This window comes from Pseudomonas rustica, from assembly GCF_018336155.1.
GTDB classification, from domain to species: domain Bacteria; phylum Pseudomonadota; class Gammaproteobacteria; order Pseudomonadales; family Pseudomonadaceae; genus Aquipseudomonas; species Aquipseudomonas rustica.
In genome coordinates, this window is the sequence record NZ_JAGYHF010000013.1 from 1 (window position 1) to 26,021 (window position 26,021).

Consider the following 26,021-nt stretch of genomic DNA (forward strand, 5'->3'; position numbering starts at 1 on the left):
GGCCCCCCCCTTTTTTATAAAAAAAAAAGGGGGGCCCCCCGCCCCCCCCCATCGGGGATAAATCCCCTCGCCACAGATAAATCCCCTCGCCACAAGTATTAGGGTGTTAACCCCGAGTTAATTCCTGAAGAACACACTCGCTTTCGAGTTCTGCTTCATGGACGAACGGCTCCGACTTGTTCAGTAGGAGGCACCATGAAAACCACGACTGTAATGCTTGCCGGGCTGCTTGCCCTTGGCTCTGCCAGCGCTTTTGCCGAAGGGGGCGCCGAACGCATGCGCTACTACTTCAACAACTTCCCCGTTCACCACGCGCAAAGCGAACAGGTGAGCGACGCCAAGACCAAAGAACTGCGGGTTCCCGACGACCAGACGGCCCAAGTGACCGAGTCTTATCGCAACTGAATCACCGATGGACCTGCGAGGACTGTGCTCCGGTCACCGCAGATGACAGTTGGGCGCCCTGTTGGGGCGCCTTTTTTTATGCCTGCAAATCCTTGATCCAGAACAGCATGCGGCCGTGCTCCGGGTTAAACATCCCCGGTGCAAAACCGAATTTGCGGTAAGAGCCCTGGGCGATATCGTTGCCTTCGAGCACTTCAAGGGTGATCTTGCAGCAGCCACGCTGACGGGCGATGTCCTCGACCTTGCGCAGCATCTTCTGGCTTAAGCCGAGACCGCGAAACTTGTTCACCACTGCCACATCGTGAACGTTGACCAGCGGTCGGCAGGCGAACGTCGAAAAGCCTTCAAAGCAGTTCACCAAACCGGCCGGCTCACCGCCAACGAACGCCAGCACGCTGAACGCATGCGGTCGCCGGGCCAGTTCTTCCGGCAGACGTTGCAGCAGCTCGGGGGCAATCGGATGACCGCCGCCCATGGGATCTTCTGCATAGTTGTTGAGTACCACGCCGATGGCCTCGGCATGCACTGGATTGGTGTAACTGGCCTGAAGTACAAGAATTTCTGCGGAATCCATTTCCATCCCCAAACACACAACCCCGGCACGCAAAGTGCGCACTGATAGGCTGCCTGACCTTAGCGCGAGCACGGTGTTGTCGACAAGATCAAAAGATCGCAGCCTTCGGCAGCTCCTACATTGATCCCATTCCCCTGTAGGAGCTGCCGAAGGCTGCGATCTTTTGCTTTTGAAAAATCAATGCCCCCAAATCAGCTCTTCCGTCCAGCCGAGTTCGGCGAAGTCTTCAGCCCGCAACCCGGCCTCTCCCGCGCAGAAAAACTCGTCCAGTTGCGGCGGCTTCACCGCGGTATCAGTGAGCATCGTATGCACCTGCCCACGATGATGAATCTGATGTTCAAACAGATGCGAAAGCATGCGCAATCGGCTGTCATGTTGCGGCGTATCGCGGGCGATGGTGACGATTCGGCCCAGATCGGCATCGCGCATCTGCTCGCAATAGGCGATCAGCCGACGATCCACATGCGCCTGTTCTTCGCGCAGGGACGCAGCCTCGGTAAACGGCTCGTCCTGATTGAAAAACACGTAGCAATCCGGGTGCGGTTCGTCACCGCGCAACTCGCGTTCCAGCGCGTCGACATAGAACCAGTCGCAAGTGAGGATGTGATTGAGGGTCAGACGAATACTGGGGAAAAAACTGATGCGGGGCGCGGCGAGATCCGCGCCATCGAGCTGCATCCAGGCCTTGGCCAGACGATGGTTGGCCCAGGCATTTTGATAGGCCATGGTCAGCAAATGATGGGACAGCGGCTGGGTCATGTTGGCGCCCTCTTCACTCACGCTTCGGCAAAGCGCTGCAATTGCATCTCCTGCAAACGGCTGAGGGTGCGACGGAACGGGAATTCCAGATAACCCTCGGTGTACAGCGCATCCATTGGCACTTGCGCCTCAATGTACAGCGGCACCTTGCGGTCGTAGCACTCGTCGACCAAGGCGATGAAGCGCCGTACACCGTCGTCATGCACCGACAACTGCGGCAACTCGCGATCCCCCGCCGCCACGCGCTCGGCGTTGTCCTCGGTGCCACGGGCAATGCGCCCTTCGCGTTTCTGCGCACTAAGGTTGGGCACCTCGCTCAAAAGAATAGCCTGATAGGCATCACACAGCGCGATGAAATCCATGGCGGCGAACGGTTGCTCACAGAGATCGGCGTAGCGACACCAGAGCACCGTCGCACTGGCCTGCACTACGTTCAGCACGCGGTGGCCGACGGCAACGGGTTCGGCGCTGGCGGGTTGCCCGGCGTTCAGTGTCTGAAACACCTCATCCAGCGCGCTGCCCTGCTCCGGCGTGGCGACGAAGTAGCGCTGCAGCCCGGTGCCGGGGTGCAGACGATGGTCTTCGGCGCCGTTCACCGGCACCACCTGCATGTGCGCCTTGATCGAAGCGATTGCCGGCGTGAAGCGATCACGGTTGAAGCCATCGGCGTACAGATCATCCGGCGGCAGATTGGACGTGCAAACCACCACCACGCCTTCGTCGAACATCACTTGAAACAGCCGACCGAGAATGATCGCGTCACCAATGTCGTTGACGAACAGTTCGTCGAAACACAGCACCCGCACTTCGGCTGCCAGTTCCTTGGCCAGCGCGCGCAACGGGTCGGCGATACCGGTCAACTGGAACGAACGCTGATGCACCCAGCCCATGAAGTGATGGAAATGCTGTCGCCGCGCCGGCACGCGCAGGCTTTGATAGAACTGATCCATCAGCCACGTTTTGCCCCGCCCGACCGGGCCCCACAGGTACACGCCGGTGACCGACTTGGCCCCGGCGTGCAAAGCTTCGTGGCATTTTTGCAACGCCCAGACGGCGTGTTCCTGAGCTTCATCCTGGATGAAGCCCTTGTGCTCGATGGCGTGTTGCCAGGCGCTGAGGGGGGAGTCGAAAGTCATGCGCGGGAGTATGCCACGACGGCCCGCAAAACGGATTTATCGAACACACAACAACCTGTGGGAGCGGGCTTGCTCGCGAAAGCGTGGTGTCAGGCAGCCATTTGCTAACTGATCCACCGTCTTCGCGAGCAAGCCCGCTCCCACAGGGTTTATGTGTTTACCGTTCAGCGGAGTGTGTCTTGACAGGGGAATATTACCAGCATCATATTGTCGCCATATTTCAACCGTAATCTTACTGAATCGGATCGGGAGCATCGCCATGCACTACAAGGTTTTTGGCCGTAAAACCGGCCTCCGCGTTTCGGAACTGGCGCTTGGCGCCGGCAACTTCGGCACCGGTTGGGGGCATGGCGCAGAGCGTGACGAAGCCAAACGCATTTTCGACGGTTACCTCGAGGCCGGCGGCAATTTCATCGACACCGCCAATGGTTATCAGGGTGGGCAATCGGAGTCGATGCTCAGCGAGTTCATCGCCCCGGAACGCGATCGACTGGTCATCGCCACCAAATACAGCATGGGCACCACGCCGGCGGCCGATATTTCCCACACCGGCAACAGCCGCAAAAACATGGTGCGCGCCGTCGAAGAAAGCCTGAAGCGCTTGAAGACCGATCACATCGATCTGTTCTGGGCGCACATCAGCGATGGCGTCACGCCGATGGAGGAGATCCTGCGCGGCTTCGACGACCTGGTGCGCGCCGGCAAGATTCACTACGCCGGTTTGTCGAATTTCCCGGCCTGGCGCATCGCTCGCGCCGACTTGTTGGCAGAGGTGCGCGGGTTCGCGCCGATTGCTGCGATTCAAGTCGAGTACAGCCTCGCCGAACGCACCGCCGAACGGGAATTACTGCCGATGGCCGAAGCCCTCGGTCTGGCAGCAACACTGTGGTCGCCTCTGGGCGGCGGCTTCCTGACCGGCAAGTATCGCGGCAACGATGACAACAACCGCGCGGCCAAACTCGGCATGCTGGTGCATGCGGAAAAAAGCGCACGAGAAACGGCTTTGCTTGATGCCTTGCTTGCGGTTGCCAGTGAGATCGGCGTTAGCCCCACTCACGTCGCGATTGCCTGGCTGCGCGAAAAAGCCAAGCGCTCGACCACGGCGCTGATCCCGATTTTGGGTTCGCGTACCCGTGAACAACTGGATGCGACGTTGGGTGCGCTTGCGGTGCAACTGAGCGATGAACAACTGGCGATGCTGGATGGTGTGAGTAGCGTGCCGGCGGGCGTGCCGTTCGAGACGATTGCCAGTTCAGCACCCCGCTATACCGGGCCGGAGACGCTGGATCGGCCGATCATCCCCGTGGCCTGACACCCGCAACGCCACACACTCTTGTAGGAGCAGAGCTTGCTCGCGAAGGCGGCGGTTCAGTCAACTCATGCATCGACTGATATGCCGCTTTCGCGAGCAAGCTCTGCTCCTACACAGGCAATTGCGGTTAGAGGTCGACTTTGTGTTTCGCGGCGTAGAGGCAGAGCATTTCCATGGCCAGCGTGGCGGCGGCCAGTGAAGTGACTTCGGCGTGGTCGTAGGCCGGGGCCACTTCGACGACGTCCATACCCACCAGATTGATCCCACGCAATCCGCCAAGAATCTCCAGCGCCTGCACCGTGCTCAAACCGCCGCACACCGGCGTACCCGTGCCAGGCGCAAATGCCGGGTCGAGGCAGTCGATATCGAACGTCAAATACACCGGGTTATCGCCCACCCTTGCGCGGATCGCTTCGACAATTGCCTCGCAACCGCGCCGATGCACTTGCCGCGCATCAAGCACTTGAAAACCCAGAGTGTCGTCGTTGGTGGTGCGCAAACCGATCTGCACCGAACGCGACGGATCCACCAGACCTTCCTTCGCGGCGTGCCAGAACATGGTGCCGTGATCGACGCGTTTGCCCTCCTCGTCCGGCCAGGTGTCGCTGTGCGCATCGAAGTGGATCAGCGACAGCGTGCCGTGCTTGCGCGCATGGGCCTTGAGCAGCGGATAGCTGACGAAATGGTCGCCGCCAAAAGTGAGCATGGCCGCACCGGATTCAAGAATCTGCTCAGCGTGGGCCTCGATGCTTTCCGGGATGCTGTGTGGCGAGCCGTAATCGAAATCGCAGTCACCGTAATCGACCACCGCCAGATGATCGAACGGGTCGAACGTCCACGGCCAGTGGCGTTCCCAGGCGATCCCGGTCGACGCCGCACGAATCCCGCGCGGCCCGAAACGTGCGCCCGGGCGGTTGCTGGTGGCGGTGTCGAACGGCACACCGCTGACCGCCACATCAACACCGCGCAGGTCACGGCTGTAACGCCGGCGCATAAAACTGGTGATACCGGCGTAAGTGCTTTCGGCAGAGGTGCCATACAGGCTGTCGCGAGTCAGGGCTTGGTCGTTGAGCATCGGCACGTCCATCGGAGTGCTCCTTTTTTATCGTTACTGATGGCTACGGAAAGTGGTCCACAGACGCGTGCGCTGACGCATGTCTTTGAGGCTCATGCTGCGGTCGGCGTAGAGCAGCTCGCGCACATTGGCCGGCGGATAGATGTCCGGATCGTTGCGCACCGCTTCATCCACCAGCGGCGTCGCAGCCTGGTTGGCGGTGGCGAAAAACAGCGTATTGGTCAGCTCGGCGACCGAGTCAGGCCGCAGCATGAATTCGATGAACGCCCGCGCAGCTTCAGGGTGTGGCGCGTCCTTGGGGATGGCCAGGTTGTCTTGCCAGATCAACGTGCCCTCCTTGGGAATGCGGTAAGCGACTTCGAACGGCTTGTTGGCCTTGTGCGCCTGATCCGCCGCCATGCTCGCGTCACCGTTGTAGGTCAGCGCGAGGCAGACTGTGCCGTTGGCCAGATCGCTGATCTGCCGACCCGTGGCGACATACAGCACCGACGGTTGCAGTTTTTGCAGCAGCGCTTCGGCGGCGGCCAGATCAGTTTTGTCGGTGCTGTACGGATCTTTGCCGAGGTAGTGCAGCGCGAGGCCGATGACTTCCTGCGGCGAATCAAGAATCGCGATGCCGCAGTCTTTGAGCTTGCTGGCGTATTCCGGTTTGAACAGCAAATCGAGGCTGTTCAACGGCACGTCCGGCAAACGTTTTTTCACCGCTTCGACGTTCATGCCCAACCCGAGCGTGCCCCAGGTGTACGGCACGGCGTAACGATTGCCGGGGTCGACCGCCGCCAGTTTCGTCAACAAATCCGGATCGAGGTTGGCGTAACCCTTGAGCCCTTCGTGAGGCATTTCCTTCAGCGCCCCCGCGGCCAATCCACGGGCCAGCACGCTGGACGACGGCACCACCACGTCATAACCGCTGCCGCCGGTGAGCAGTTTGGTCTCGAGCACTTCGGAGGTATCGAACGTGTCGTAACGCACGTGAATACCGGTCTCTTTCTCGAAACGCTGCAGCGTCTGCGGCGGCACGTAATCGGCCCAACTGTAGAGGTTGAGGGTCTTGTCCTCGGCTTGAGCCATGCTGACAACGGTAAACAGCAACGCGGGGAAACACAGCTTGAACATGGGAGCCATGACGCACACCTGACCGAGGGAAGTGGTTGCAGCGTGCGCCGTCGGATACATTAGAAAAATACCTGAATAGTTATCCTGACTTTATTGCGGAGTAATGTGATGCTCGGTCAGCTCCACGATGTCGATTTGCAGCTGTTGCGCCTGTTTGTCAGCGTGGTCGAGTGCGGCGGTTTCAGCGCGGCGCAGGGTGAGCTGGGGCTCAGCCAGTCGAGCATCAGCCAGCAAATGGCCAAGCTCGAAACCCGCCTCGGTTATCGTCTGTGCAGCCGTGGCAAGGGCGGCTTCAGCGTGACGCCCAAGGGCGAGCAACTGCTGATCGCCGCGCGCACGCTGTTTGAATCCATTGAAACCTTTCGCCATCAATCCAACGGCGTCGCCGGACGCTTGATCGGTGAAGTGCGGCTAGGTATTTCTGAGGCGGTCGATCAATCGGTGCTGCAACGGGTGGCCGAGGCCATTCGGCGCTTTCGCGAGCGTGATGAGTCGGTGCGCATCGAAGTGATCAGTGCGATGCCCGGGGAGATGGAGCGCTTGTTGTTGCGGCAGCGGCTGGATCTGGCGATCGGCTATTTTTCGCAGGTGCAAAGTGCGTTCGACTATCACGAGTTGTTCAGCGAAACCCAGCATTTGTATTGCGCGGCGGGGCATCCACTGTTCACCGATGATGCGCCCAGCGATGCGGCGCTGGCGGCGTGTGATCGGGTCGATCATCCGTACCGGTTTCTGCGCAGTGACGAGCCGTTTCAGGGCAAGGTATGTTCGGCGCGGTCTGAGCAGGTAGAAGGCACATTGGCGTTTATTTTGTCGGGCAAGCATGTGGGGTATTTGCCGGATCACTATGCGCGGGGTTTGCAGGACAAGGGTTTATTGCGACCGGTGCGTGAAGGTGAGTTGAGTTTCGATGTGGCGTTTCACCTGGCGCGGCACCGGGCGCAAGTGCCGGGGGATGCGCAGAAAGCCTTCGAAGAAGACCTATTGGCTGCCTTCAACCCCCTGTAGGAGCTGCCGAAGGCTGCGATCTTTTGACTTTGCCATTCAAGATCAAAAGATCGCAGCCTCGTTTCACTCGACAGCTCCTACAGGGATTTGGGTACAACCCCCAATAAAACCTGACCTTTCAGGCAATTTTTGCTCGTTGCCCTCGCCGCGCTCTTGCGGCATCCTGCGCCTCCATTTTCTGACCCGGCCCCGCCTCGCGGCGCATAAATCACCATGACCGCCTCTGAAAAAGCCCCGCGCAACAACGACTTGATCTACGGTCTCAACGACCGTCCGCACCTCACCGCCACCGTGTTCGCCGCGCTGCAACACGTGCTGGCGAGCTTCGTCGGCATCATCACGCCAACCCTGATCATGGGCGGCGCCCTCGGTCTGCAAAGCGAAATTCCCTACCTGATCAGCATGGCGCTGTTCGTCTCCGGCCTCGGCACGTTTGTCCAGGCCAAGCGTTTCGGCCCGGTCGGTTCCGGATTGCTGTGTCTGCAAGGCACCAGTTTCTCGTTTATCAGCGTGATTCTCAGTGCCGGTTTCATGGTCAAGGCGCGCGGTGGTGGCACCGATGAAATCCTCTCGACGATCTTCGGCGTGTGCTTCTTCGCCGCGTTCATCGAGGTCGCGCTCAGCCAATTCATTGGCAAATTGCGCATGCTGATCACCCCGGTGGTCACCGGCACCATCATCACCTTGATGGGCCTGTCGTTGATCAAAGTGGCGATGACCGACATTGCCGGCGGTTTCGGCGCGGCGGACTTGGGCGCGTCCAGCCACCTGTTTCTGGCCGCACTGGTGATCGGCACCATCGTCGTGTTGAACCGCGTTGACGTGCCGTTCCTGCGCCTCGGTGCGATCGTTATCGGCCTGACCCTCGGTTACTTCGTTGCATGGCTGATGGGCACCGTCGACTTCGCTTCGATGCCAGAAGTGCCGCTGGTCAGCGTGCCGGTGCCGTTCAAGTACGGTTTCAATTTCGACTGGGTCGCGTTCGTGCCGATCGCGGTGATTTTCCTGGTGTCGCCGCTCGAAGCTGCAGGCGACTTGACCGCCAACTCGATGATCTCGCGCCAACCGGTCAAAGGCCCGTTGTACATCCGCCGGATCAAGTCCGGCCTGCTCGCTGATGGCCTCAACTCGGCCATGGCGGCGGTGTTCAACAGCATGCCGATGGTGACCTTCGCGCAGAACAACGGCGTGATCCAGCTCACCGGCGTCGCCAGCCGCTATGTCGCCTTCTTCATCGCCGGTCTGCTGGTGCTGCTCGGGCTGTTCCCGATGATCGGCGCGGTGCTGCAATTGATGCCAAAACCGGTGCTCGGCGGCGCTGAGCTGGTGATGTTCGGCACCGTCGCGGTGGCCGGGATCAAGATCCTCGCCGAAGCCGGCCTGCACCGTCGCAACATGCTCATCGTGGCGATTTCCCTTGGCATGGGCCTGGGCATCGCCGCTGTGCCGGAGGTGCTGCGTGAGCTGCCGCAAGCGCTGCGCAACATCTTCGAATCGCCAATCACCGTCGGTGCGTTGTGCGCTATCGTGCTGAACGTCTTCCTGCCGGAAGAATTCATCGAGCTGGAAGAAGACGATTTCGACCCGGAAGCTTCTATTCTTCAGGTCATGGAAAACCCGGACATGCCGTCCAAAGCTGAACCTGGCCAACCGGCGGCTGTCGCACAGTTGAACCGCTGACGTCCGGCCTTTAACAGAAAGGGCTGCACCGGCAACGGTTCAGCCCTTTTTTGTTGAGAGACCGTTTATGCGCCGCGTCCACGCCGTCATTCTGTCGTTACTGTTGCTGTCCCTCAGTGCCTGCGCGCTGTTTCCCAACCGAGATCCGGTAAACATCAACGTGGTCGGCCTCGAACCGTTGCCGAGCCAGGATCTGGAAGTGCGCTTCGCGATCAAGATCCGCGTGCAGAACCCCAACGAAACCGCCATCGACTACAACGGCATCGCCCTCGATCTGGAAGTCAACGGCCATTCGCTGGCCTCCGGCGTGAGCGATCAGAGCGGCTCGATTCCGCGCTTCTCCGAAACCATCGTCAGCGTGCCGGTGAGCATTTCCGCGTTCTCGGTACTGCGCCAAACCCTCGGCCTCAGCCAGACGCAAACCCTCGACAATCTGCCGTACGTGCTGCGTGGCAAACTCGCCGGCGGCTTGTTCGGCACCATGCGTTTTGTCGACAGCGGCAAGCTGAGTTTGCCAAAAGCCACTGCCGCGACCTGGTAAAGATGGGTTAGCCTTGGGCGTTCATTGGAAATGCTCAAGGAGGCGGCACGATTATGGAAGAGATACCGACGTTGTACACCGAACGGCTGATCCTGCGCCCGCTGGAACTGGCCGACGCTGATGCCGTGCAGCAGCGATTTGCGCACTGGGAAGTGGTGCGTTACCTGAACGCCCTCGTCCCTTGGCCCTACCCCGCCGACGGCGCCCTCACCTACCTGCGCGACATTGCACTGCCGGCGATGGCCGCTGGCAAGGAGTGGCATTGGTCGCTGCGGCTGAAATCGGCACCTGAACAATTGATCGGCAACATCAGCCTGATGGATGAGCAGGACAACAACCGTGGGCTCTGGCTCGCGCCGGCATGGCACGGTCAAGGCCTGATGACCGAAGCCTGCGCCGCCGTCACCGATTATTGGTTCGAAACCCTTGATCGCCCGCTCATGCGCGTGCCGAAAGCGGCGCCTAATATCGCCTCGCGCCGGCTCTCCGAACGCAGCGGCATGCGCCTGATCGGCAGCGATGAAGGCGACTTCGTCAGCGGCCGCTGGCCCCGGGATCTTTGGGAAATCAGCCGCGAAGAATGGCTGAGTCAAAGTTGAGGAGCTCCCCATGCTTATTGTGTTCAGCGGTTTGCCCGGCACCGGCAAAACGACCCTCGCCAAATCAGTCGCGACGCGGTTAAAAGCCACGTACCTGAGGATTGATACGATTGAACAAGCGATCCGTAACGCCGACGTTCTCGCAGGCGATGTCGGCCGCAGTGGTTATTTTGTTGCGCTTGAACTGGCGCTAGGCAATCTTCGACCGGGTCACACTGTCATCGTCGACTGCGTCAATCCTGTGGCTGAAAGCAGACAAGCGTGGGCCGATGTTGCCGCCCGTGCTAACGCTGCGCTGCTGAATATCGAAGTGATCTGCTCAGACCCGCAAGAGCACCGTCGGCGCGTTGAACAGCGGCAGTCAGATGTTCCGGGGTTGATCCCACCCTCGTGGCAATCGGTGCTTGATCATGACTATGAACCCTGGTCGCCAGCACCGCTCACGGTTGATACGGCGCAACTGAGCATCGATCAAGCCGTCGAACTCATCCTGCTCAACGGGGCTGTGCAAGGCGTGTCTGTCGATTAGCGAAGTTTCGTGCAGACGTGTGGTATTAATTCATAAATTTCCAGCAAGGCTGCTTGTTCATGAATCACCGCAATGTGCGCATCGTCGCCCAGCATCTGCTCTCGGACAACTGGTACATCCTGAAGAAAATCGATTTCGAACTGCAACGTCGTGACGGCAGCTGGCAGGCGCTCACCCGCGAGGTCTACGATCGCGGCAATGGCGCCACGATCGGTCTCTACAATCTGGCGAAACGCACCGTCATTCTTATTCGTCAGTTCCGCATCCCGACGTTCGTCAATGGCCATGACGGCTACCTGATCGAAACCGCTGCCGGATTGCTGGATGACGCCAGCCCTGAAGAGCGCGTGCGCCTTGAGGCCGAAGAAGAAACCGGCTATCGCGTGCAATCGGTGCGTAAGGTCTACGAAGCGTTCATGAGCCCCGGCTCGGTGACTGAACGCCTGCATTTTTTTGTCGGTGAGTATCAGCCGCAGGATCGCATCAGCGATGGCGGTGGTCTGGCCGAGGAAGGCGAAGACATCGAGGTACTGGAGTTGCCGTTTGCCGAAGCACTGGCGATGGTTGATGACGGGCGGATCATGGATGGCAAGACCATCATGCTTTTGCAGTACCTCAAGCAAGTGATGCCGACGTCGCTGGCACGGACGATCGTGGTGTGTGGTTCAGATGATCGGGTAGCGCTGGCCACTGGTAGCGAGTTGCTGCAGGCCGGGCATTTTCCGTTGGTGGCGTCGACAGGGTTCGGTGGCGAGGTTTATCGCGACTATGCGAAGACGCTGTTGCAGCGCTGCGATGGGGTTTTGCATGTTGGTGGTACCGCCGGGAGCGCCGATCTGATCGAAGAACTGGCTGTGCAACTGGGGCTGCCGATTTATCGCGCCCTCGACGACATACTGGTTGCTAAACAGTAGGTTTGTGGTGGCGCGGCCGGCCTCTTCGCGAGCAAGCCCGCTCCCACAGGGGATCTGCGTCAAACGCAGATTTTGAGCCCGACACAGAGCCCATGTGGGAGCGGGCTTGCTCGCGAAGGGGCCCGCCCGTTCACCCTCAAAACTTCTGAAAACGCTCCACTCAAGGAAGACACCATTGAAAAAAGCTCTGGGCACCCTGCTGAGTAACCTCTGCGTCAAACGCGGATTTTGAGCCCGACACAGAACCCATGTGGGAGCGGGCTTGCTCGCGAAGGGGCCCGCCCGTTCACCCTCAAAACATCTGAAAACGCTCCACTCAAGGAAGACACCATTGAAAAAAGTTCTGGGCACCTTGCTGAGTAACCTCTGTGTTAAACGCGGATTTTGAGCCCGACACAGAACCCATGTGGGAGCGGGCTTGCTCGCGAAGGGGCCCGCCCGTTCACCCTCAAAACATCTGAAAACGCTCCACTCAAGGAAGACACCATTGAAAAAAGTTCTGGGCACCCTGCTGAGTAACCGTATTAATGGCCCAATCCCCTAACGAAATGCGCAGCAGTGCCTGGTCGGTGTTGGCAATCTTCTTGCGCCTCGGCTTGACCTCATTCGGGGGCCCCATCGCGCATTTGGGTTACTTCCACCATGAGTTCGTCACAAAACGACACTGGCTGAGCGAACGCAGTTATGCCGATCTGGTAGCGCTCTGCCAGTTTCTGCCAGGACCGGCCAGTAGTCAGGTGGGCATCGCATTGGGCATGTCCCGCGCTGGCTATCGCGGAGCGCTGGCGGCGTGGGCCGGCTTCACGTTGCCATCGGCCGCTCTACTGATTTTGTTCGCCTTGGGTGTTTCCCGTTATGCCGACGCACTTGGGCCCGGCGCCCTTCACGGCCTCAAAGTGGTCGCTGTCGCGGTCGTTGCCCAAGCCGTCTGGGGCATGGCGAAAAACCTCTGCCCTGATTTCACGCGCATTGCTCTCATGGTTATTGCTGCGTACGGCGCCCTGCTTGAACCGTCTGCGTGGAGACAGGTCAGCGTGATCGTCATTGCCGGACTTGCCGGTGTGATGCTGTGCAAACCCGGGCCAAGTGATGCGCACGATTCACTGCCAATTCCGATCAGCCGCAAGTCCGGCGCAATCTGGCTGACGCTATTTTTTGCACTGCTGTTTGGCCTGCCACTGTTAGCCGGACTGACCGCTGACAGAAGCGTGGCAATGATCGACGCCTTCTACCGCACAGGCTCTCTGGTATTCGGCGGCGGGCATGTGGTTTTGCCGCTGCTGCAAGCCGAGGTGGTGCCGCCCGGATGGGTCAGTAATGAAACCTTTCTTGCGGGTTATGGGGCTGCTCAGGCGGTTCCAGGCCCATTGTTTACGTTCGCAGCGTTTCTGGGAGCGTCGATGAACCAGGCACCGTCCGGCTGGACAGGCGGCCTGCTTTGCTTGCTGGCGATCTTCGCCCCGTCCTTTTTATTGATCGCAGGGGTTTTGCCTTTTTGGGAGCGCTTGCGACACAGCGTGCGCACGCGGGCTGCGCTTGCCGGAATCAATGCGGCGGTGGTCGGTTTGCTGTTGACGGCGCTGTACGACCCCGTCTGGACGAACGCCATTTTCACGCTTGAAGACTTCGGACTGGCGCTGGCAGCCCTGATCGCGTTGATGTTTTGGCGGCTTCCCGCGTGGCTGGTCGTGATCGGCAGCGGTGTTGTCGGTGGGATGATGAACACCACTTTGTGAGCGCCGTCGAAAGACCGGAAAACTAATCCGTGCCTTTTTCCTTGGAATCCGCCAACCCGCCCTCATAACTACGCAGACACCAATGCCCTCAAGAGGAAGCACTGACATGACCACTCAAACCGAAACTGCCCTTCTCGCCGGCGGCTGCTTCTGGGGCATGCAGGATCTGCTGCGGCGTTATCCGGGCGTGTTGCAAACGCGGGTCGGTTACACCGGCGGCGACGTACCGAATGCCACTTACCGCAATCACGGCAACCACGCCGAAGCCATCGAGATCATCTTCGATCCGGCGGTGATCAGCTATCGGCAGATTCTTGAATTTTTCTTCCAGATCCACGACCCAAGCACGCCGAACCGTCAGGGTAACGACCTCGGCCCGAGCTATCGCTCGGCGATCTATTACCTCAGCGAAGCACAACGCGACACTGCCGAAGACACCGCTGCCGATGTCGACGCATCAAAACTGTGGCCGGGCCGCGTCGTTACTGAAATCGAACCAGCGGGGCCATTCTGGGAGGCGGAACCTGAGCATCAGGATTACCTCGAACGTATCCCGAATGGCTACACCTGCCACTTCATCCGGCCGAACTGGAAACTGCCAAAGCGCGCCTGAGGGTCAGCGCAACGGGCATCTCCATTAGGCGCCACACTGCGTCGGGGTCGAAATCAGTCATCGGTAAATGACGGCTTCCGACCCTGATGCAGTCTTAAAGTGGCAAAATCGCCCTCATCTTTATCGTTTCGGAAACCACCATGCTTCGCGCTTTTGAAAAAAGACTCGACCCTTTCCCACCAGACGAAGTACCGCCACCACCCGCAGGTCTGGCGCGGTTCCTTTGGGCCTGCACTCGCGGCGCGCGCGGCTATATCCTGCTGTTTGCGCTGCTCAGTGCCGCGGTGTCGATCTACGAAGCGTGGCTATTTTCGTTCCTCGGTCAGGTCGTCGACCTGCTCTCGACCTGGAAGGCTGGTGGCGACGCCGGCGCGCAGGAGACCCGCGTGTTGTGGGGCATGGGCATCGTCATGGTGGCGAGCATTGGCCTGGTCGCGCTGCGCACGATGGTGCAGCACCAGATTCTGGCGATCAATTTGCCGCTGCGCCTGCGTTGGGATTTCCACCGGCTGATGCTACGGCAGAGCCTTTCGTTCTTTTCCGATGAGTTCTCCGGCCGGGTCACCACCAAGGTCATGCAGACCGCGCTGGCGGTGCGTGACGTGCTGTTCACCCTGATCGAAATTCTTCCCGGCATCGGCGTGTATTTCATCGCGATCATCGCGCTGGCCGGCGGGTTTGCATTGAAACTGATGCTGCCGTTCGTTGGCTGGATCGCGTTGTTTGGCCTGGCCATGGTCTATTTCGTCCCGCGTCTGGGCAAAGTCGGTCAGGAACAGGCGCATGCACGCTCGTCGATGACCGGCCGTATTTCCGACGCCTACACCAACATCACCACGGTAAAACTGTTCTCCCACTCCAACCGTGAAGCGCACTTCGCGCGCGCGGCGATGGAGGATTTCAAACAGACCGGTTTTCGTCAGATGCGCTTGGTCAGCCAGTTCGAGATCGTCAACCAAGCATTGGTCGTCGGCTTGATCATGAGCGCCGGCGGCTATGCGCTGTGGTTGTGGCACTTGGGCGAAATCGGCACCGGTGCCGTGGCGGCGATCATCGCCATGGCCTTGCGCATCAACGGCATGTCGCACTGGATCATGTGGCAGATGACCGCGTTGTTCGAAAGCATCGGCACCGTGCAGGACGGCATGGCGACCTTCACGCGCAGCCCGAAAGTGCAGGATGCGCCGGACGCGAAGGGGTTGGTCACCTCCGGCGGCGCGGTCACGTTCGACAACGTCAGCTTCAACTACAACGGCGAACGCCAAGTGCTCGATGGCCTGAGCCTGAACATTCGTCCGGGCGAAAAAATCGGTCTGGTCGGTCGCTCCGGCGCCGGTAAATCCACGCTGATCAACTTGCTGCTGCGCTTCTATGATGTCGACAAAGGCCAGATCCGTATCGACGGGCAAGACATCGCGCACGTCACCCAGGACAGCCTGCGCAGCGCCATCGGCATGGTCACGCAGGACACGTCCCTGCTGCACCGCTCGATTCGCGACAACATTGCCTATGGCCGCCCCGATGCCACCGATGCGCAAGTGCGCACTGCCGCCGCCAACGCGCAGGCCGATGAGTTCATCAGTCAATTAAGCGATCGCCAGGGCCACAGCGGTTACGACACCTTGGTCGGTGAGCGCGGCATCAAGCTGTCTGGCGGCCAGCGTCAACGCGTGGCGATTGCCCGCGTGATGCTCAAGAACGCGCCGATCCTGCTCCTCGACGAAGCCACCAGCGCGCTGGACTCGGAAGTCGAAGTGGCCATTCAGGAAAGCCTCGACAAAATGATGGAAGGCAAAACCGTCATCGCCATTGCCCACCGACTGTCGACCATTGCGGCGATGGATCGACTGATTGTCATGGACGACGGGCGCATCATCGAACAAGGCACCCACACCGAACTGCTCGCCAAAAACGGCATTTATGCACGGCTTTGGCACCATCAGAGCGGCGGGTTCCTCGGTGAGGATCAAGGGATTGCCGAGGCGATGGATCAGGACTAAGCGTGAATGGCCCGTAGCCGACAAACGCTACGGGCCACTGTAATGAATGAGCAACGCGATAAACGCCACGAATGGCGCGAACAGAATCACCCCGCCCACCGCGACCGCCCAGCCCCAGGCAAAGCCGCTCTCGCCCTTGAAGCGGCCACCGCTGAGCAATCTCAGCACAAACACGCCGATGCGATGGGCTATCAGATCCAGGATGAAGTCCATTTTATCCTCGTGCGGCCACCGCACGCTGTTGTGAAATAGGCATCAGCACCGGATCGCTGTCTTCGGTATGCGAATAAACAAACCAGCGGTCAGGCGGATCGTGAAGAATTCGGTGGACTTCAAACGGTCTTTTTCCACCTTTGCTTCGGTAGCCCAACCGGGTGTGATCTTTGTGGATCTGCACATTCTCAATACCGTGCTGCGCTATGGTTTTGCTAAATTCTTCGTCGATGCGTTTTCTATTACGGCGCTGGTGATTGACGTGCGCGCGGTATATCGCCAGGCACAACACGCTGAACGTCAGAATGAGGAGCCAGAGCCAGAGCGGGTTCCCGATAGGTTTATGCATTGTGCTTAGCAATCCCAAACAATATCCCTGCGCTGAGCGTAGCTGACCCGCCAGTGCTTGAACCGCAGACAATTCCAAACTTTTCGTCACGCCAGGCGTCTTCTCTCTAACACGGCCAACTCGGCCCTCCTCCCCTAACCAGCTGATCACAGCTAAGGACTGGCGATGACTCTGTTCATTTTTCTTCTGGCCTGCGCGGCGGCGGCAACCACCGGTGTGATTTTCAAACCGGGCGAATGGTATGCGTCGCTGAACAAACCGCGTTTCACCCCGCCCAACTGGGCATTTCCGCTGGCATGGACGGTGATTTATCTGTTGCTGGCCTGGGCCGGTTACCGCTTGACGCTGATTCCTGGCAGTCAGGTGGTTTTGGCGTTGTGGGCGGCGCAGATCGCGCTGAATACGCTGTGGACGCCGGTGTTCTTCGGCGCGCATCAGGTGTTGGCGGCGATGGTGATTCTGGTGCTGCTGTGGCTGGTGGTGGCGGTAATGGTGGTGATGGCGCTGCGGCTGGATGTGATCACTGGTTTGATTCTGTTTCCGTACCTCGTGTGGTTGTGCGTGGCGGCGGCGCTGAATTTCTCCATTCTGCGTAATAACCGTTGATGGGCGGCTTCAGGTCGACTCGAAAAGCACCGTGGCCGCAGGGCGAGCGGGAGTTGGCGGAGGTGCACGCCTTCAATAAAAAACTCGCCTGGTTGCCGCGCTTCCGCATTCGTAATCGATTCACGCCGCGGCTGATTCAGGCGTTGTTGCGGGTCAGTCAGGTGGGCGGCGGCGCGAAGCAATTGCGTCAACACGGCCTGACGGCTGAGCGAAGAATGATTAGCAGTGGCAGCGTCGCGGTGCCGGTTCGGATCATCCGCCCCAAAGGCCAGCCGAAAGGTGTGGTGCTGGATTTTCATGGCGGCGGTTGGGTCATCGGCAACGCGCAGATGAACGACACCTTCAACATCGCCATGGTCAACACCTGCGACGTCGCGGTGGTGTCGGTCGATTATCGTCTGGCCGTGTCGACGCCGATTGATGGCCTGCTCGAGGACTGTCTGAACGCCGCACGCTGGTTGCTCAATGAGGACGAGTTTGCCGACCTGCCGGTTATCGTCGTCGGCGAATCGGCGGGCGGTCATCTGGCTGCAGCGACTTTGCTGGCACTGAAACAGTCACCGCCATTGCTGCAACGAATCTGCGGGGCGCTGTTGTACTACGGCGTTTATGACCTGACGGGAACGCCGAGTGTGCGCAATGCGCGGGCAGATACGCTGGTGCTGGACGGGCCGGGGATGGTTGAAGCGCTGCGCATGCTGACGCCGGACATGAGCGATGAACAACGCCGTCAGTCGCCACTTTCACCGCTCTACGGCGATTTCAACGGTATGCCGCCGGCGTTGCTGTTTGCCGGTGAACTGGATCCTCTGCGTGACGACACGCTCGACATCGCTGAACGCTGGATCAAATCGGCGCCGGTCGAGGTGTACCTGCTGCCTTCCTCGCCGCACGGTTTCATTCACTTTCCGACAGCGTTTGCGCAGAGTGTGCTGGCGTACAGTCGTGAGTGGATCACGGCGCGGATCGCGGATGGCGCCGCCGATGTAGAGGGCATCGCAAGCTATCCCGCAACACAACGAACAACACCGTAATTGTGGCGAGGGAGCTTGCTCCCGCTGGACTGCGCAGCAGGCTCCTGCTCTTCGGAATTGAAAAGCGAGGGCCGCTACGCGCCCCAGCGGGAGCAAGCTCCCTCGCCACAGGTAATGTTTCATCAATAGATTCAGGTGCCGCTTTTAACTTTGCTCCACACCCGCGTACGCACCCGTTCGATCTTCAGCGGCAATGGCTGCGAAGGAAAAAGCGTCGCCAGTGTCGCGGCTGGCGGATAGATGTCCGGATTGTTCCGCAGGTTCTCATTGACGAAGGCCAGCGCCGTTTTGTTGCCATTCGGATAGCTCAGGTAGTTCGTGCTTTTCGCAATGACCTCGGGGCGCAGCATGTAATTGATGAATTGCATGCCCTGCTCCGGGTGCGGCGCATCCTTCAGCAACACCAGGTTTTCAATCCACACCGACGAGCCTTCGCGCGGAATGCGATAGGCCAGTTGTCGGCCATTCTTCGCCCGCTCGGCGCTGGTTTTCGCGTCGTACACGCCGCCCGACCAGGCGACCACCGCGCAGATGTTGCCGTTGGCCAGATCGGTGATAAAGCGTGACGAGTCGAAATAGGTGATGTACGGGCGGATTTTCAGCAGCAGCGCTTCGGCTTTTTCGTAGTCGGCGGGGTTGGTGCTGTCCGGCGGCAGGCCGAGGTAGTGCAAGGTGATCGGGATGATCTCGCTCGGCGAGTCGAGCATCGCCACGCCGCACTGGCTGAGCTTCTTGATGTTTTCTTCCTTGAAGATCAGATCCCAGGAATCCGCTGGCGTCTCGTCACCGAAGATTTTCTTCACCTGATCGACGTCGTATCCAATCCCCGTGGTGCCCCACAGATACGGGATCGAGTAGCGGTTGCCGGGATCGTTTTGCGCGACTTTGGCGAGAATGTCCGGATCGAGGTTCGAGCGATTGCTCAACTGACTGTTGTCGAGTTCCTTCAAGACGCCGGCCTTGATCAGGTTGGGCAACGCGCTGTTGGTCACCACAGCGACGTCGTAGCCGCTGCGGCCGACCATCAATTTGCTTTGCATGACATCGGCGCTGTCGAAGGTGTCGAGCAGCATCGGTGTGCCGGTCTCTTTCTCGAAGTCTTTTGGCGCTTCCGGCGCGATGAAGTCGTACCAGTTGTAGAAGTTCACCGTGGGGCCCTGCGCCGAACTGACGGCCGCCACCAAGCCGCAAACGGTGAACACGCCAAGGTGCAGCAAACGCTTGAGTTTCATAGGAGCTCCTGGGGAATCGGCCAGCGCTTGGCCGTTCGCCGCGACATTGTTGTTATGGATAGCGCAAGGTTCAGGGGATCAGCAGCTCGCGGCGACCGTCCGGGTGTTCGGTGATGTCAGCGGCGAGTTTCAAACGTTTCTCGGCGCGATAGTCGTAGAGCGAGCGGGCCGGGGCGATGCGCGTCATGTCCAGTTCAATGACATGCCGGCATTCCTCCGCGCCGGCTTCAAACAGACGCTGGCCGAACGGATCGACGACGGTGCTGCCGCCGGCAAACACTTCGCCAACGCCATCGCCGACGCGATTGACCATGGCGGCGAACAGCTGATTTTCCTGAGCTCGGGCGGCCACGGCGGTGTGGTGAACGTGGCCGTAAGGCTGCATGTTGCCGTCGGTGATCAGGATCAGTTCGGCGCCGAGCGCGGCCAGTGCGCAGGCGCTTTCCGGGAACTCGATGTCGTAGCAAATCAACAACCCGATGCGCACGCCGCGCCATTGCACGGTGGCGAAGCGGTCGCCGGGCAACACCAGTTCAGGCTCGCCAACCCATAGATGGGTTTTGCGATAACTCAGGGCAATGCCTTCTGGGGTAATGAACAGCGTGGTGTTGTAGAGGCGCTCGCCGTCGCGTTCGATCAGGCCAACGACCACCGCGATATCGCATTCGCGGGCGGCGGTGCAAATCGTCTGCACGTTTGGCCCGCTGAGGTTTTCAGCGAGTTGGGCAATGTTGTCATGGCCGAGAAAACCGGTGAGGTACGCCTCGGGAAACACCACGATGTCGGTGTCCGGCTGGCAGTCGGCGATCGTTTGCAGAATGCGTTGCAGATTGTGCGCAGCGTCGCCATCGCGTCCTGCCAGCTGTACGAGTTCTAGTTTCATTGTCAGACCTTTCGGAATATAGCGTCCTGGCCAGGAAGCAAGGCTTTGTCAAAGGTGCGACCAGTATGCGGATCGTGGCGAAACTTCCTATCACGCTGAGGGAGTACCCCCAAAGGGTTAGATGCCGATCCAAGTAGGAGCTGCCGAAGGCTGCGATCTTTTGATTCACCCAACACCCGGCTATGATCCGACGTGCCCCTCTGCCAAGAATCAGCCCCTATGCCCGCCACACAGACCCGCCCTACCCCCGCGCCCTTGCTGCAACCCGGAGAAACCGTGGTGCTGTTCGATGGCGTGTGCAAACTGTGCAACGGCTGGGCGCGTTTCTTGATTCGTCATGATCAGCAACGCCGCGTGCGGCTGGCGGCGGTGCAATCGCCCGAGGGTCAGGCGCTGCTGGCATGGGCGGGTTTGCCGATTGATCAGTTCGACACCATGGCGGTGATTCGTGACCGGCATTACTGGGAACGTTCGGAGGCCTTTTTCGAAGTCATCAGCCAGTTACCCGGGCGCTGGCAACCGCTAAGGCTGTTGCGCATCTTCCCGCGTGCGTTACGCGATTGGGCCTACGACCGCATTGCGCGCAATCGCTATCGATTATTCGGCAAGTACGACACCTGCCTGTTGCCCAGTGCCGATCACGAACGGCGTTTCCTCAAAGCCTTCAACGCAGGCGTAACCCACCGCATCCCGTTATCGAAGGATATTCAAAAGCCTTATTAACCCGCACAAACCTTGGTTTCTGCCGCTGAGCCGCTATACCCAGTGACTCATGTCACGACAAGGATCAATACCATGGAAGATTTCACCGCCAGCAACCCCGATTACGACAAGCACGTGCCCGCCGCTGTGCTCAGCATGCCGGCGGCGAAACTGCTGGGTTTTCACTTTAATTACCTGAAACCGGGTCATTGTGAAATCGAGCAGCCGACGCGCAAAGAACTCACTCAGCACAACGGCTTTTTCCAGGGCGGAATCATTGGAGCGCTGGCAGACTTTGCCGGTGGTTCGGCGGCGGGCACATTGCTGCCGCCGGGCTGGATCAACATGACCACGGATTTTACGGTCAAGTTGATCGCCCCGGCCGACGGCGAAAAACTGCTCGCCCGAGGGCGGGTGATCAATGCGTCGAACAACACCACCGTGGCGGCGGCTGATCTGTTTGCGGTCAAGGATGGCAAGGAAACACTCTGCGCCACGGCGCTGGTGACCATGCGCAATCTGCCGTACAAGGGCTGATCACAGCGCCCGTGCCGCCAGATGCGGTCTAGGCTCGGTACCTCTGTGGCAGGTCTACCGCTTTCGCGAGCAAGCTCAGCTCCTACAGTTTTGTGGTGTAGGCGGATTTTGTAAACGACGCAGCACCCTGTGGGAGCCGGGCTTGCCCGCGATGACGGAGGCAGGTTCGGCATCTCTGTGGCAGGTCTACCGCTTTCGCGAGCAAGCTCGGCTCCTACAGTTTTGTGGTGTAGCCGGATTTTGTGAACGACGATAATCCCTGTGGGAGCCGGGCTTGCCCGCGAAGGCGATAGCACATTCAGCATCATTGTTGCAGGACGACCGCTTTCGCGAGCAAGCCCGCTCCCACAGTGGGTGTACGCTAAAAATTAATCTTGAACCCCAACATAGCGTCGTACCCATGACTGTCGCCATCAAACCCTTGGCGATACCCCGCCGAAGCGGTAAACGTCGTGCGCCGATTCGCCTGATAATCCACCCCGACATTCACTTCGCCCCACGTGCCCTGAATATCCGACTCGAACGGGATGTAGCCCGTCTCCGAAGAAAACTCGGTCTTCGGCTGCCCTTTGAATTCGTGCCAGACACTCGGCCGAATCCACGCATTGGTGCGCCGTGCGCTTTTGTCGACGCCTTCGGTGTCCCAATCCTTGGCGATGCGCACACCCGCGCGGCCAATCAATGAGTCGACGTCGCGGAAGCGGATTTTTGCGCCGGCGTCGTCGCTGCTATCGAGGTCGACGTAGCTGTAGATCGCCTGCAATTGCGGTTCGATGTACCAGTTTTTGTCGAACTTATACGGGTAGCCGTTCTCCAGCGAAGCGGTGTAGCCCCAGCCACGGGTTTTCAGTTTCGGCAGGTTGCTCGGCTTGGCTTCGACGTCGAAGCGATTGACCTGGAACACGCCATCCAGATACCAACCGGACGGGCCGAAGTGCGTCCAGTAGGCGCCCAAACCATAAGCACGCAAGGTGTCCTCCCCGGCATTACGACGGGTGTAATGGCTGACGCCCGCGTCGATGGTGCCCGCCGACAGCGAGATACCGGACTGCTCATGACTGCCGTCGGTTCTGACTTTGCGATAGAGGTCAGTGCCGACCTGAAATGCTGTCAGGTCATAGTTATATTCCGGTGTGTTGCCCAGGGCGTTTTTGCGATCGCCATCCTGCTTGCCGCTGCGATAAATCACCCGGCCCCAGCCCATGGACGGTGTCGTCGTCGATTCATCTTCCTTGGGCAGTGGATCGCCGGCGTTCAGGCGTTCTTCGCCCACGCGCTCGTGCAGGGTGTCGACCATCGTCCGCCCGTAAACCAGCGCCAATGCGGGTACCGCGCCGTACAGAGAAACTTCCGGGCGATAGTTGGGCACCGGGGCAGGTGAAGGTGCAGGTGTTGGATCGGGGTCTGGCGTCGGGTCGGGATCGGGCGTTGGATCCGGATCTGGAGGCGTCGGAGGCGCAGGCGGCTCTGGCGGCCCATCCGGCACGGGCGCATCGGAACGCAGAAACCAGCTGTTGCGCGCGCTGCCATCATCGCCGCCCTGCTGCAGGCGATACTCATACGGCCCGGCGACCACGCGGCTCGCCAGGCGAAACGCGTTGGCATCACCGGCCCCGGCGCTGTTGTTGAGCGCCTCGACCACCGCGATACCGTTGCCCTGCGTCACCGCGCCCTGCCCGCCGACATTGCGCACCGCAAGCCCCGTGGCGCCGCCGCTGCCGGTCGCGATCGAGTCGACCACCAACATGTCAGAACGACTGTCGGCACCTCCCGCATTCAGCGTGGTATTGAGCAGCAAGCGACCGCCATTGGAGACAAACACCCCGCCACCGTTAGTGCCCGCAGTTGAAGCGCCGCTGATCAACAGGACGTTGCCAACCGTGTTGGTCCCGCCCGGAAGATCGAGGGTGCCGCTGTTGGTGAAGCGATTAACGCCAAGCAACTGCCCCTGCACCGCACCGCCCGCAGTCGGCGTGTTGAACGTCTGCCCAAACGGCAGATACGCACCACTGCTAATGAAATTGACGATACCGCTCGCCGGTTGCTCTGCCAGGCGGATCACGCCGCTGTTGTCGATACTGTTGGCACCCGAAGTACCGAGGTTGCTGGTCGCCACTCCCCACGTGTCCCGCGTGCCGCTGCCGGTTGAATCGGTAAAATTGCGCAGCGTCCAGGTGCCGCGGTTGGCCACCGTGCTCGCCGCACTCACAGCGTTCACCGAGCCGGTCATCTGCCCAATGTTGTCGAGGGTAAATGTCGTGCCGGGCGTGGTCGCATCACCACGCACAGCGACATCGCTGAGCGCACCGATGACCCCGGTGTTGTTCAGCGATTGCGTTGCACCACCCAAGGCGATACCGCTGCTGTCGGCCCAGCCCCCCTGAATCGTTGCGCTGTTGCTGACGTTGGCAACGCCGCCCTCGGTCAACGCGGCGATGCCCGATGAATTCGTCCCTCGCGAGGTGATCGCTCCGCTGTTCGTGACCGAAACATTCGCCGCACCCGACGCTTCAGCCAGAATCCCCTGACTGTTGCTGGCGCCCTGCGTTTGAATCGAGCCGGTGTTGACGATGGTTTGCGTACCATCGCCGGACAAGGTGCGAATGCCACGCTGCTGATCACCGCGAGCGATCAGTTGCCCGCTATTGCTGATATTCACCGTGCCCGCGCCCGTGCCGCCGTTGAACGCACTACCGGCAAGAATCGCCGCGCCTGCCCCGTTGACGTCAATCAAGGTGCCGGTGAACACCGCGCTGACATTTCCGCCCAGCGTCAGCGCCTGCAAACCAAAGGAGCCAATGCCACTGCCGTCGCCCGTCCCCGCGTCGGAGTGCGTGATGATCGTGCCGCTGGCGCTAATGTCGACCGTGCCCGTTGGCGCCTGCGTGGAAGCGTAAATACCGTTCGCATTGCTGTTGAAGGTTTCGATGCGATCGCCAGAATAGTTGACCCGGACGTTGCCCCCCGTTGAGTCCACCCGAATGCCGCCCGCGCCAAACCCGCTGGCGGTGATGTTGCCGGAGTAATCAATCAACACATTATTCTGTTCGGCGCTGACGATGATGCCGTAAGCGCGATTGGTGCTCTGCGCGCCGAGCACGGTGAGATCGCCACTGCCCGTGACGGTGACATCGCCGGTACCGCGCTTGATGATATAGATCGCCCGCGCACCGACATTACTGGCGATGTTGCCGACGTTGATCGACGCATTGTTTTCGATACTGATCGAACCCAGCCCACCAGTATTGTCGTTGGCATAAATCCCGTGGCCACCGCCGCCAGTGGTGGTGATGGCGCCGTTGTTGACGACATTGATACTGCCAACGGTCGAAATCGCACGAATGCCGAAGCCGTTGAGGCCGTCGGTATTGATCGTGCCACTGTTGCTCAGAAGCGTATTGCCAGCGCCGCCTTCAGTGAAGATGCCGAAGGCGTTCATGCCCAGTCCCTGAACACTGGCCGCATTCAGCACGGTGGTGTTGCCATTGATCGCGCGCGTATGCACCCCGGCGTGATTGCCGACGCCAGCGGTCGGCAAGGTGTCGTCGATGATCGGCAGACCGGCCGACAGCGCATCGTCGTTGTTCACCAGAATGTTCACCCCGGCACCGACGTTGACGTTGTTGTCGCCGCTGCCCGTGGCCTTCGTCCAGATTCCGTTACCGCCCAGCAGGGTGATCTGCCCATTGCCCTGGTGGCTGACATTGATCGCCCCGCCGCCGCTGCCGTTGACGTCGATGCCGTCATGCTCGTTGCCGACGACCGTGTTGAGGATGTTCAGGGTGGTGCCGGACGTCACCGTCACCGTCGAAGAACCCGCGCCGGCATTGGTGATCGCCAGCGCATCGAGGCCGCTGCCGCCGATGTTGACGGTATTGATAACGCCATCGACGGTCAGCGTCGCGTTGCCGGTTGTGCCAATGACATTGGAAAACACTGCGTTGGCGGCGGTCGGTGGTGTGCTGTTGACGGTCGTGCCGCTGAGGCTGAGCGCCGAGTTGCTGTTGTTGCCGCGAACGAGCACCGAGGAGCCAGCCGTGGTGGTGATGCTCGTGCCCGCTTGCGTGCTGATCGCAGCGGCGACACCGACGGTCGGCGTGCAGGTTTGCGAGACGTTATAGGCGCCAGCAGCCAGCGGACCACAGGCCGCGTAAGCATCGGTCAGGGTCAGGGCATTGGCCATGGCAATCAGCAAGGCACTGCGAAGAAAGTGCGGGGCATGCCCGCTGAATGGATACACACAAGCGCTTTGCATGAAAACCTCCTTGTCCCAGCGTTTTCCCCCGTGGCAGGCGACTGACGGCACCACCGGAGTCTTGCGTGGTAAATACAGCTTTAAACCTTAGTAGCTATTTCGAAAGATGGCGGAAAACCCGCAGCGTGCGCAGTGTTTCTGCACGGCTTTATCCATTCAGCTGACTTTTTGATCCACAGCAATATTTGCCCGCCAGCGCCGCCGTAATCTGTC

General features: G+C 59.9%; 25 protein-coding genes. 15 read left to right on the forward strand and 10 right to left on the reverse strand.

Going from position 1 to position 26,021, the window contains the following annotated elements; translation table 11 throughout:
• Nucleotides 1–195: 195 nt before the first annotated feature.
• On the forward strand, nt 196–405 hold the full coding sequence (locus KFS80_RS22695) for a hypothetical protein (protein ID WP_053119794.1): 210 nt from the start codon (nt 196–198) through the stop codon (nt 403–405).
• Nucleotides 406–481: 76 nt separating this feature from the next.
• Here the strand turns inward: KFS80_RS22695 and KFS80_RS22700 are convergent, their stop codons facing one another.
• The 3 genes from KFS80_RS22700 to zapE all read right to left on the reverse strand — a co-directional run bounded on the left by KFS80_RS22700 (nt 482) and on the right by zapE (nt 2,874).
• Entirely contained in the window at nt 482–979 is a 498-nt protein-coding gene (locus tag KFS80_RS22700; RefSeq protein WP_053119792.1) for a GNAT family N-acetyltransferase, read from the reverse strand.
• 177 nt (nt 980–1,156) lie between these two features.
• Nucleotides 1,157–1,738 (reverse strand): DinB family protein, encoded by a 582-nt coding sequence (locus KFS80_RS22705; protein ID WP_212545996.1) that lies wholly within the window; start codon nt 1,736–1,738, stop codon nt 1,157–1,159.
• Nucleotides 1,739–1,755: 17 nt separating this feature from the next.
• The gene (gene zapE / locus KFS80_RS22710) at nt 1,756–2,874 is read right to left on the reverse strand and encodes a cell division protein ZapE (protein WP_212545997.1); all 1,119 of its coding nucleotides are present in this window, start codon (nt 2,872–2,874) and stop codon (nt 1,756–1,758) included.
• Between the two features lie 259 nt (nt 2,875–3,133).
• Here zapE and KFS80_RS22715 point away from each other — a divergent pair, with 259 nt between their 5' ends.
• Nucleotides 3,134–4,186: an aldo/keto reductase gene (locus KFS80_RS22715; RefSeq protein WP_212545998.1), complete on the forward strand. Its 1,053-nt coding sequence runs from the start codon at nt 3,134–3,136 to the stop codon at nt 4,184–4,186.
• A gap of 127 nt (nt 4,187–4,313) precedes the next feature.
• On the opposite strand, the gene speB is transcribed toward KFS80_RS22715, so the two are convergent.
• Both speB and KFS80_RS22725 read right to left on the reverse strand, forming a co-directional pair.
• Complete coding sequence (gene speB / locus KFS80_RS22720; RefSeq protein ID WP_212545999.1) at nt 4,314–5,273, reverse strand: agmatinase; 960 nt, start codon at nt 5,271–5,273, stop codon at nt 4,314–4,316.
• 21 nt (nt 5,274–5,294) lie between these two features.
• Nucleotides 5,295–6,386, reverse strand: a complete 1,092-nt coding sequence (locus KFS80_RS22725; RefSeq protein ID WP_212546000.1) for a polyamine ABC transporter substrate-binding protein — start codon at nt 6,384–6,386, stop codon at nt 5,295–5,297.
• A gap of 99 nt (nt 6,387–6,485) precedes the next feature.
• On the opposite strand from KFS80_RS22725, the gene KFS80_RS22730 reads away from it, so the two are divergent.
• The 9 genes from KFS80_RS22730 (at nt 6,486) to KFS80_RS22770 (ending at nt 15,997) form a co-directional block, all read left to right on the forward strand.
• On the forward strand, nt 6,486–7,385 hold the full coding sequence (locus KFS80_RS22730; RefSeq protein ID WP_212546001.1) for a LysR family transcriptional regulator: 900 nt from the start codon (nt 6,486–6,488) through the stop codon (nt 7,383–7,385).
• Between the two features lie 213 nt (nt 7,386–7,598).
• Complete coding sequence (locus KFS80_RS22735) at nt 7,599–9,065, forward strand: nucleobase:cation symporter-2 family protein (protein ID WP_053119783.1); 1,467 nt, start codon at nt 7,599–7,601, stop codon at nt 9,063–9,065.
• 67 nt (nt 9,066–9,132) lie between these two features.
• Nucleotides 9,133–9,606: an LEA/WHy family protein gene (locus tag KFS80_RS22740; RefSeq protein WP_159811380.1), complete on the forward strand. Its 474-nt coding sequence runs from the start codon at nt 9,133–9,135 to the stop codon at nt 9,604–9,606.
• 53 nt (nt 9,607–9,659) lie between these two features.
• Nucleotides 9,660–10,205, forward strand: coding sequence for a GNAT family N-acetyltransferase (locus KFS80_RS22745; protein ID WP_212546002.1), 546 nt, complete (start codon nt 9,660–9,662; stop codon nt 10,203–10,205).
• A 10-nt stretch (nt 10,206–10,215) separates the two neighbouring features.
• The gene (locus tag KFS80_RS22750; RefSeq protein WP_159811382.1) at nt 10,216–10,734 is read left to right on the forward strand and encodes a P-loop nucleotide/nucleoside kinase family protein; all 519 of its coding nucleotides are present in this window, start codon (nt 10,216–10,218) and stop codon (nt 10,732–10,734) included.
• A 59-nt stretch (nt 10,735–10,793) separates the two neighbouring features.
• A complete protein-coding gene (locus KFS80_RS22755; RefSeq protein WP_212546003.1) occupies nt 10,794–11,648 on the forward strand; it encodes an NUDIX hydrolase in 855 nt (284 codons plus the stop codon).
• Nucleotides 11,649–12,175: 527 nt separating this feature from the next.
• Nucleotides 12,176–13,384 (forward strand): chromate efflux transporter, encoded by a 1,209-nt coding sequence (gene chrA / locus KFS80_RS22760; RefSeq protein ID WP_212546004.1) that lies wholly within the window; start codon nt 12,176–12,178, stop codon nt 13,382–13,384.
• A gap of 106 nt (nt 13,385–13,490) precedes the next feature.
• Nucleotides 13,491–13,997, forward strand: a complete 507-nt coding sequence (gene msrA / locus KFS80_RS22765) for a peptide-methionine (S)-S-oxide reductase MsrA (RefSeq protein WP_053119771.1) — start codon at nt 13,491–13,493, stop codon at nt 13,995–13,997.
• 140 nt (nt 13,998–14,137) lie between these two features.
• Entirely contained in the window at nt 14,138–15,997 is a 1,860-nt protein-coding gene (locus tag KFS80_RS22770) for an ABC transporter ATP-binding protein (RefSeq protein WP_212546005.1), read from the forward strand.
• A 27-nt stretch (nt 15,998–16,024) separates the two neighbouring features.
• Here KFS80_RS22770 and KFS80_RS22775 read toward each other — a convergent pair whose 3' ends face one another.
• Together KFS80_RS22775 and KFS80_RS22780 are read right to left on the reverse strand one after the other, a co-directional pair.
• Nucleotides 16,025–16,210, reverse strand: a complete 186-nt coding sequence (locus KFS80_RS22775; RefSeq protein WP_212546006.1) for a hypothetical protein — start codon at nt 16,208–16,210, stop codon at nt 16,025–16,027.
• 1 nt (nt 16,211) lies between these two features.
• Nucleotides 16,212–16,559 (reverse strand): hypothetical protein, encoded by a 348-nt coding sequence (locus tag KFS80_RS22780; protein ID WP_212546007.1) that lies wholly within the window; start codon nt 16,557–16,559, stop codon nt 16,212–16,214.
• Between the two features lie 165 nt (nt 16,560–16,724).
• Between KFS80_RS22780 and tspO the strand changes: the two genes are divergently transcribed.
• Nucleotides 16,725–17,165, forward strand: coding sequence for a tryptophan-rich sensory protein TspO (gene tspO / locus KFS80_RS22785; RefSeq protein ID WP_053119764.1), 441 nt, complete (start codon nt 16,725–16,727; stop codon nt 17,163–17,165).
• Nucleotides 17,165–18,199 carry an alpha/beta hydrolase fold domain-containing protein gene (locus KFS80_RS22790; protein ID WP_212546008.1) on the forward strand — a complete coding sequence of 345 codons (1,035 nt, stop codon included), beginning with the start codon at nt 17,165–17,167 and terminating at the stop codon, nt 18,197–18,199. The genes tspO and KFS80_RS22790 overlap by 1 nt, the downstream gene beginning before the upstream one ends.
• Nucleotides 18,200–18,330: 131 nt before the next feature.
• On the opposite strand, the gene KFS80_RS22795 is transcribed toward KFS80_RS22790, so the two are convergent.
• Nucleotides 18,331–19,431, reverse strand: a complete 1,101-nt coding sequence (locus KFS80_RS22795) for a polyamine ABC transporter substrate-binding protein (RefSeq protein ID WP_212546009.1) — start codon at nt 19,429–19,431, stop codon at nt 18,331–18,333.
• A 70-nt stretch (nt 19,432–19,501) separates the two neighbouring features.
• Nucleotides 19,502–20,314 carry a carbon-nitrogen hydrolase family protein gene (locus tag KFS80_RS22800; protein ID WP_212546010.1) on the reverse strand — a complete coding sequence of 271 codons (813 nt, stop codon included), beginning with the start codon at nt 20,312–20,314 and terminating at the stop codon, nt 19,502–19,504.
• A 219-nt stretch (nt 20,315–20,533) separates the two neighbouring features.
• Here KFS80_RS22800 and KFS80_RS22805 point away from each other — a divergent pair, with 219 nt between their 5' ends.
• Both KFS80_RS22805 and KFS80_RS22810 read left to right on the forward strand, forming a co-directional pair.
• Nucleotides 20,534–21,037: a thiol-disulfide oxidoreductase DCC family protein gene (locus KFS80_RS22805; RefSeq protein ID WP_212546011.1), complete on the forward strand. Its 504-nt coding sequence runs from the start codon at nt 20,534–20,536 to the stop codon at nt 21,035–21,037.
• 72 nt (nt 21,038–21,109) lie between these two features.
• A complete protein-coding gene (locus tag KFS80_RS22810) occupies nt 21,110–21,553 on the forward strand; it encodes a PaaI family thioesterase (protein ID WP_053119755.1) in 444 nt (147 codons plus the stop codon).
• A gap of 361 nt (nt 21,554–21,914) precedes the next feature.
• Here KFS80_RS22810 and KFS80_RS22815 read toward each other — a convergent pair whose 3' ends face one another.
• Nucleotides 21,915–25,808 (reverse strand): autotransporter outer membrane beta-barrel domain-containing protein, encoded by a 3,894-nt coding sequence (locus KFS80_RS22815; protein ID WP_212546012.1) that lies wholly within the window; start codon nt 25,806–25,808, stop codon nt 21,915–21,917.
• Between the last annotated feature and the right edge of the window lie 213 nt (nt 25,809–26,021).